The 7,183-nt window shown below is 71.1% G+C and carries 4 protein-coding genes and 1 pseudogene; 1 reads left to right on the top strand and 4 read right to left on the bottom strand.

All coding sequences use genetic code 11. The features are described from left to right. Positions 1 to 335 (bottom strand): annotated as a pseudogene (locus EDC50_RS10430) (contractile injection system protein, VgrG/Pvc8 family); the annotation flags it as partial. A gap of 194 nt (positions 336 to 529) precedes the next feature. On the opposite strand from EDC50_RS10430, the gene tssA reads away from it, so the two are divergent. Then, a complete protein-coding gene (gene tssA / locus EDC50_RS10425) occupies positions 530 to 1,549 on the top strand; it encodes a type VI secretion system protein TssA (protein WP_123770393.1) in 1,020 nt (339 codons plus the stop codon). Positions 1,550 to 1,600: 51 nt separating this feature from the next. Here the strand turns inward: tssA and EDC50_RS10420 are convergent, their stop codons facing one another. The 3 genes from EDC50_RS10420 to tssM are packed head-to-tail and all read right to left on the bottom strand — an operon-like array spanning position 1,601 to position 7,181. Next, on the bottom strand, positions 1,601 to 2,404 hold the full coding sequence (locus EDC50_RS10420) for an OmpA family protein (protein ID WP_123770392.1): 804 nt from the start codon (positions 2,402 to 2,404) through the stop codon (positions 1,601 to 1,603). 2 nt (positions 2,405 to 2,406) lie between these two features. Next, positions 2,407 to 3,399 (bottom strand): type VI secretion system-associated protein TagF, encoded by a 993-nt coding sequence (tagF, locus tag EDC50_RS10415; RefSeq protein ID WP_123770391.1) that lies wholly within the window; start codon positions 3,397 to 3,399, stop codon positions 2,407 to 2,409. Continuing rightward, positions 3,399 to 7,181: a type VI secretion system membrane subunit TssM gene (gene tssM, locus EDC50_RS10410; RefSeq protein ID WP_123770390.1), complete on the bottom strand. Its 3,783-nt coding sequence runs from the start codon at positions 7,179 to 7,181 to the stop codon at positions 3,399 to 3,401. Before tssM ends, tagF begins: the two co-directional genes overlap by 1 nt. Positions 7,182 to 7,183 lie beyond the last annotated feature (2 nt).

The following is a 7,183-nucleotide window of genomic DNA, read 5'->3' as shown; positions in this document are numbered from 1 at the left end:
CGGTAGCGCGCCAGGCTGCCGTCGCTGCCCAGGCAGGCGGCTTCGCGCACCAGGCCGCTGCGGCTCGCGACGCCGCCCCCGGCCAGCCGCGTCCACAGCCTCGCACGCTGCCCGAGGTACCCCTCCAGGTCCAGATGCGCGTCGGTGGAAAGCGCATCCACCCACCATTCGTAGCCCCCGTCCGCCGTCGACGGCGACAGCGATTCCCGGCCCTGCCACCGCTCCACGACCAGTTCGTCGCTGCGCTCGCCCAGCTCCAGGCGGTACAGACGGTCCGCGCCTGCGTAACGGGCCAGCGCGGCCAGCAATCCCTGCGTTGACTGCAACGAGCTCACGCCTGTCCTCCTTGAAAGCGAACGCAAGAGCGCCGCGGCGGCGCGGCCGCCCGGCGCCTTCGTCGGGGCCGACCCATGCGCCCGCAAAAGGTACCAGAACTTCCTTGCCGGTTGCCGCGATTGGGCGCGGAATGACCGCCCGCGTCAGCCCCGCTCTGGTTAGAATCCCCCTCACCCGACCTCAATGGACTGCCATGCTGGACCTGGATGCCCTGTTGGCGCCCGTCTCGGATGCCGCCCCCTGCGGCGAGGACCTGTCGTTCTCGGTCGAGTTCGACGCGATCCAGGAAGCGCGCCGCGCCGACGACCCCACCCTCGAACAGGGGGAGTGGATCACCGAGCTCAAGTCCTCCGATTGGCCCGCCGTGGCCGGCCAATCCGGCAAGCTGCTGCAGCAGCGCAGCAAGGACCTGCGCCTGGCGGCCTGGTGGGCCGAGGCGCAGACGCAACTCCAGGGCTTCGCCGGCCTGGCCCAGGGCTATCGCTTGGTCGCCGCACTGTGCGACCGCTACTGGGAGGACATCCATCCCCAGCCCGAGGACGGCGACTACGAGCAGCGCGTGGGCAGCCTGCGCTGGCTGCTCGACCAGTCCGCGCAATGGCTGCGCCAGTTGCCGCTGGTGCAGGCGCCGCAAGGGCGCTACGGCCTGGCCGAGATCGAGGCGATCCACGCGCGCCGCGACGCCGATGCGGTCGCCACGCTGGACGCCGCCCGCCGGGCGACGTCTCACGAGTTCTACCTGCGCCTGATCGAAGCGCTTCCCGAGTGCCGCGAGGCGCTGCAGGCGCTGGAGCAATCGGTGGATGCGCGGCTCGGCCACGAAGGCCCCAGCTTCGCCGGCGTGCGCGACCAGCTCGAACGCGTCGCCGACACCGCGCGCCGCTTCGCCCGCGAGGCCGGCGTGCTGGTCGACGGCTACGCCGAACCCACGCCCGCCGACCCGCCCGCCGTTGCCGCGGCCGCCGCGCCCGCCGGCGGCGGCTTCGGGGCGATCGAGACCCGCAGGGAGGCGATCGCGCAGCTGCGCCGGGTGGCGGAGTTCTTCCGCCGCACCGAACCGCACAGCCCGGTCGCCTATCTCGCCGAGAAAGCGGCGCGCTGGGGCGAGATGCCGTTGCACATCTGGCTGCGGCGGGTGATCAAGGACGACACCACGCTGAGCCAGATCGAGGAACTGCTCGACACCGGCGACAACGCGCCGAGCGAATACTGACGCCCCGCCGGCGCGGCCGATGCGCGCCTTCGGGCGCGCCGGCGATCGCCGCTACAGCACCCGGAATTCGATGCGCCGGTTGCGCGCCCGCCCCTCCGGCGTGGCGTTGTCCGCCACCGGCTGATCCGGCCCCAGGCCTTGCACGCTCAGGTTGCCGGGCGAAATGCCTTGCCGCTCGAGATAGGCCCGGACCGCCATCGCCCGCGCCATGCTCAGTTCGATGTTCGCCTCGCGTCGGCCGACCGCATCGGTGTGGCCGACGATCAAGACCCGCGCATTGCCGATCTGGCGCATCGCCGCCGCCATCTCGTCGAGGATCGCCTGGCCGCGCGGCGTCAGCGTGGCGCTGCCGCTCTCGAACTCGATGATGCGGTTGGCGAGCGCGGCGTCGAGCACCTTCTGCTTCGCGCCGCCGCTGCGCAGCGCATTGGTGAAGCCGTAGGTGGGATTGTTCAGCGCGGTGACCATGTCGCTGACCACCTGCTGGCGCTGCGCCTCGTTGGCCACTTCGCCGGCGATGCGCACGGAATTGCCGCTGATGTCGACGCGGCCGCCGGACACCTGCTGCAGCGACGGCGTCAGCATGGTGGTGACGTGCCGGCGCCAGTTCGGCGGCGCGACCACGTTCGCGTCGACCTCGATCCGGTCGACCACGCGCTCGGCGCCGTACAGCTCGCGCAGGCGCGCGACCACCGCGGCCTTGGTCGCCTCGTCGGGCACCGTGCCCGAGGCGATCACCGGTTTCGGCGCCGGCGGCGCGGCGGTCTGGGCCTGCGCCGACGCGGCCGCGAGCGCCAGCAGGACCGCAGGCAGCAGGCGCAGGCGCGATGTGTTGCGGAATGCGGAGCGAAGCATGTTCACGTTCCCAGGAAGGTTTCGCCGAACGCGGCACGAGCCGTGCGCAGCGACAGTTCGTCGCGCTCGAGGTAGCTGACCAGCTTGTTGAGCGCGTAGTCGCCGGCGACCTGCTCCTCGACCCAGTCGGCCTCGTCCACGCGGATGATGTGCTCGGCGGCGACCTGCGGATCGAGCGCCGCCTGCAAGGTGCGCCCGTCGGCGCCGTTGAAGCCGACGATCAGCTCCGGCGGCGCGTGCGATGCGCCTTCCTTGATCAGGATGGCGATCTCGAAATCGGCGCGCGCGGTGAACCCGGCCAGGAGGTCGAGCCAGAACGCCGCCACCAGCGGCCGGTACAGCGGATCGCGCGGCAGCGGCAGGGCCAGGCCTTTGTCGATCTGGCCGGCCGCGCCGGCGAGCAGCGGCTGCAGCAGCAACCCGAGCGCCGGCAGCGTCCAGCGCAGCTGCAGTTGCGCGTGCCCCGACTCGCGCAGCAGTGCCTGCAGCGAGGCGACGTCCTGCATGTCGAGGAAGTCGGCGAACGGCGCTTCGTACACCGCCGGGTCGGCATTGACCGCGATGCGGTTGTCGGCCAGCTCGCGCAGCGGTTCGCCGGCGTCCTCGGCCTGCACCGCCTGCCGGCTCAGCCGCGCCAGGCTGGTCCAGAGCCGCGCCAGCGCGAGCGGGCTGCGCGCGATGAACGCCAACGGCTGCGACACCTCCAGGCGGGTCGCAGCGAGGAACGGGAACCGGCGCTCGGTGGCGTCGCGGCTGGGCAGGAGGTGGCCGCCGATCGCCAGCCGGCTGCGCGAGCCGAGGAAGGCGAAATGCAGCGGCGGCGCGTTGTCGTACAGCTGCTTCCAGCCGGGGTCGCGCGCGAGCAGCTCCACGCCGCTGCCGGCCCACCGGTCCAGCAGCAGCATCAGCTGGTGGTTGTCGGCGGTGCGGACGAAATCGCCCCGCGACGGCAGCTTGCCGAAGTAGCTGACCGGCAGGGCTCCGTTGGCGAGCATCAGAGGTCTCCTCCCGCGGTCGCGGAGGCGCCGGCATCCGCGACCGCGGCCCCCACCTGCGCCGCCGGCGGCGTCGGCGCGGGGCCGGCCACGACCTCGGGCAGCTTCAGGCCGCGCAGCCCATTGCCCTGGCTGGCGTTGGATTGCGGCGCGCTGACGATGCGCAGCTCGAAGCCGACTTCCACATCGTCCTTGCGCAAGGTCAGCTGGAAGTGCCCTTCGCCCACCGAGCGCCGCTCGGCGGCGCTGTACAGCCGCGACATGCCGTTGCGGCCCGGCGCGCTGAACACCTCGACGGTACGGCCGTCGGCGGTGACCGCCTCGACGCGCACGCCGGGCGCGCCCTGCGGGCCCGGGTACTGGAACGTCGTCCATTGCGGCGGCGTGTTGCGATAGCGCAGCTGCTGGCCGTCGATGGTGATCGTGTACTCGCGCCCGGTCGCCGCGGCGGGCAGGATCTCGAAGATCATGCCGCTGCCGCCGGCGGCGCCGCTGCCGCCGCCGACCCAGGCGGCGTAGTTGTTCATCAGCTCCGGACGCAGGCTCACGCCCAGCTCGGCCCAGCGCTGCGGCGTGATGGTGTTGCCGCGGCGGATCACCAGGCTGCCCAGCGCCTCGTTGCCGAACTTCGCGATCGCCCCGCTCGGCCCGAAGATCTGGTCGATGTCGCTCTGCGCCGCCTCCACGGAAGCCCCGGTGTTGAACGGATACTTCTGCGCCAGCGTGCTCTGGAAAGGTTCGTACACCTGGGCCTGCCAGGTGCGGTTGATCTCGCCCTCGGCCGGGCGCACCAGCGCGGCATAGCTCTGGATCAGCGGCCGCACCAGCAGCGGACGCAGCGCCTGGCGCTGCGCGTCGTTGAGGCCGTTGAGCATCTGCTCGTCGATCAGCCGCTGCGCCTCGGCGAGCTCGGAGCCGCTGCCGTCCAGCGTCTCCTGCATCAGCTTGCGCGCGCCCGGACCCGGGTCGCCCTGGGTCTTGATCGCGTTGAGCCGGGTGCGCAGCTTGCCCAGCGCCTCGAAATAACCGTCCAGCAGCGGCGGGGCGCCGTCGCGCGGCGCCAGCAGCCGGGCCAGGCCCTCGAACTCCTTGCCGATCGGGCCCATCGGCACCGGCTCTTCCTTGCCCGTGGCCGGGTTGATCTGCATCGGGATCGAGGTCGGATTGCGCCGCATCACCACGCGCTTGAACCATTCGACCAGGCCGCTCTTGGCCTGCCCGAGCAGCCTGTTCGCCGCGGCCGGGTTGTCCCAGACCGTCTCGCGGTTGACCGCCTCGAGCAGCTTGCGCAGCGGCGAGCCGGCCGGGTCGCCGAGCACGTTCATCCGCTCCACCGCCTGGTCGAAGGTGCCGAACTCGGCGACGGTCACGCCCTGCAGGAACTTGCGCCACTCGCGCGCGTACTCGGCCTTGTACATCGCGCGCAGTTCCTGGCCGATGTGCTCGGGGCTGCCGACCAGGGTGAGGTCGCTCTGCACCGTCTGCTCGAGCACCCAGTCGGTGGTGCTCAGCTGGGTGTTGGCGGCCTCCTTGATCGCATCCTCCACGTAGCCCTTCCACGCCGCCTGCGAGAACGCGCCGCTGATGGCGTAGCTGCCCTGCACCAGCGTGCTGCCCTTGTCCTCGCCCAAGAGGCTGGCCACGGTGATCGGCGCGTAGCGGGTCGCCGCGCGCTGCTTGATCTGCGCGTAGACGCGGTCGCGCGCCGGCGTGCCCTTCATCACCTGCTTGAGCGCCTGGCGGCTGTCGTCGACCAGGCTGAACTTGGGATCGATCTGCGGCCATTCCGGCTGCGCCGTCTGGCCGACGTAGTAGGTCATCAGCCGTTCGGCGGCGCGCGCCATCTCCTCGCGCGGCATGTTGCCGCGGTTGTCCTCCAGCCAGCCGCGCCAGAAGCGGGTCAGCTGGTCGGTCAGGTGGCTGGCTTCGGCCTTGCCGCGGTCGGCCAGCATCAGATAGGTCTTCAGCGCGGCGTAGGCGTCGTTGGCGTCGGTCGGCGACGCCTCCTGGTACAGGGTGGCCGCGGATTGCGCCGGCGGCGCGTCGGCGGCGGGGTTCGCGCCGGCCTCGGCGCCGGCGATCGGCGGCTGCTTCAGCTCGCTCCGCCGCGCGACCACCTGGCTCAGGTAGTCCTCGAGCTTGGCGGTGACCGGTGCCAGCATCAGCTGGCGCATGCCGTGGAAGTACTCCTCGCGCAGCTTGCGCTCGATCCGCTCGCCCTGGTACAGGCCTAGCCCCATGCCGACCGGATGCTCCTCCCGGTAGCGGTCGAGCTGCTCCAGGCGATCCTGCAGGACCAGCAGCGCCTTGATCCGCGATTGCAGGTCGACCTGGTTCTTCTGCAGCTGGATGGCCTTGTCCAGGTCGGCCGAAACGTTGGCGACCAGCTGCCGGTTGCTGGTGTAGGACCAGGTCCAGCCGGCCAGGGCGATCGCCAGCGCCGCCACCGAGGCGAAGAACACCGCGTAGCGCAGGCGATTGCGGGTCGGGCTCGAGTACTGCCGGACCAGTTGCTTGTCGGCGAAGATCACCTTGCGGAACAGGCCGAGCAGGAAATGGCTGCTCTCCGACACCGGCGCGCGCTCCGCCGCCGCGCCGCGGGGCTGCAGCGCGAACTGGCGCGCGACGCGTTCGGACGCATGCTGCACCGAGATGCCTTCCTGCAGCGCGCTGGTGAAGTAGAAGCCGCGGAACACCGGCTTGAACTGGTACGGGTTCTCCTCGAACAGCGTGGCGATGAACGTGCGCAGCGCCGGCTTGATCGCGGCGAATTCCAGCGGCAGCGTCAGCAGGCCCGGCGAGGGTTCGCGGCCGCGCTGCATCGCCATCTGCGCCAGGCTCATCTCCTTCAGCCCTTCGCCGAGCTCGTCGAAGTGCTTGTCGAACGCGGCCAGCGCGTCGGTCTCGCCCTTCGGGTCGTACGGCAGGGTCGCGCCCCACGCGTTCTCGCGCTCGGACGGGTCGAGGCCGCGGAAGAACTCGGCGAAGCCGGCGATCAGGTCGGCCTTGGTGAACATCACGTAGACCGGGGCGAACACCTCCAGCCGCTCGGTCAGTTCCTGCACGCGCTGGCGCAGGTTCTTGGCCAGCTCGATCGCGAACTCCGGCTTGCTGCCCGACAGCTCGGCGATGCTGGCGGCGATGATGATGCCGTTGATCGGCGCGCGCGGGCGGTGCTTCTTGAGCAGATCGAGGAAGGTCAGCCACTCCAGCCGGTCTTCGGTGCTGACCGTGTAGCGGCCGGCGGTGTCCAGGACGATGCCTTCGGTGGTGAAGTACCAGTCGCAGTTGCGGGTGCCGCCGAGGCCGTGGATGACGTTGCTGCGGTTGTCCTCGAACGGGAAGCGCAGCCCGGAGTTGAGGATCGCCGTGCTCTTGCCCGCGGCGGGATTGCCGATGATCACGTACCAAGGCAGTTCGTAGAGCGCCGCGTTGCCCTTCATCAGGCCGAGCTTGGAGCTCTTGATCGCCTTGACCGCTTCCTGCATGCGGTCGCGCAGGACCTCGACGTCGGCGCGCGCCGCCGGCTTGGCGGCGGCCACCGCCTGCTCCGCCTGCTGCGCGACCATCGCGTCCAGGCGCCGGGCCGCGCGCGTGGCCAGGAGCCGCCGCACCAGCCAGACGCCCGCCCAGACCACCAGGCCCAGCAGCGCGACGGCCACGATCCAGGCGCCGATGCTGGTGAGCCTGTCGGCGCCGAAGTACACCAGGGCGGCCGCCGCGATCACGCCGATCGCGGTGACCACGCGGTAGTCCGTCAACCAATATCTGAGCCTGCTCATCG

Origin of the sequence: Vulcaniibacterium tengchongense, from assembly GCF_003814555.1 — a bacterium.
Classification (GTDB): domain Bacteria; phylum Pseudomonadota; class Gammaproteobacteria; order Xanthomonadales; family Xanthomonadaceae; genus Vulcaniibacterium; species Vulcaniibacterium tengchongense.
This window is presented reverse-complemented; position numbering and strand designations above follow the sequence as displayed.

Coding starts and splice junctions, on each gene's coding strand:
- tssA (WP_123770393.1), top strand. CDS start 530: ATGCTGGACCTGGATGCCCTGTTGGCGCCCGTCTCGGATGCCGCCCCC.
- EDC50_RS10420 (WP_123770392.1), bottom strand. CDS start 2,404: ATGCTTCGCTCCGCATTCCGCAACACATCGCGCCTGCGCCTGCTGCCT.
- tagF (WP_123770391.1), bottom strand. CDS start 3,399: ATGCTCGCCAACGGAGCCCTGCCGGTCAGCTACTTCGGCAAGCTGCCG.
- tssM (WP_123770390.1), bottom strand. CDS start 7,181: ATGAGCAGGCTCAGATATTGGTTGACGGACTACCGCGTGGTCACCGCG.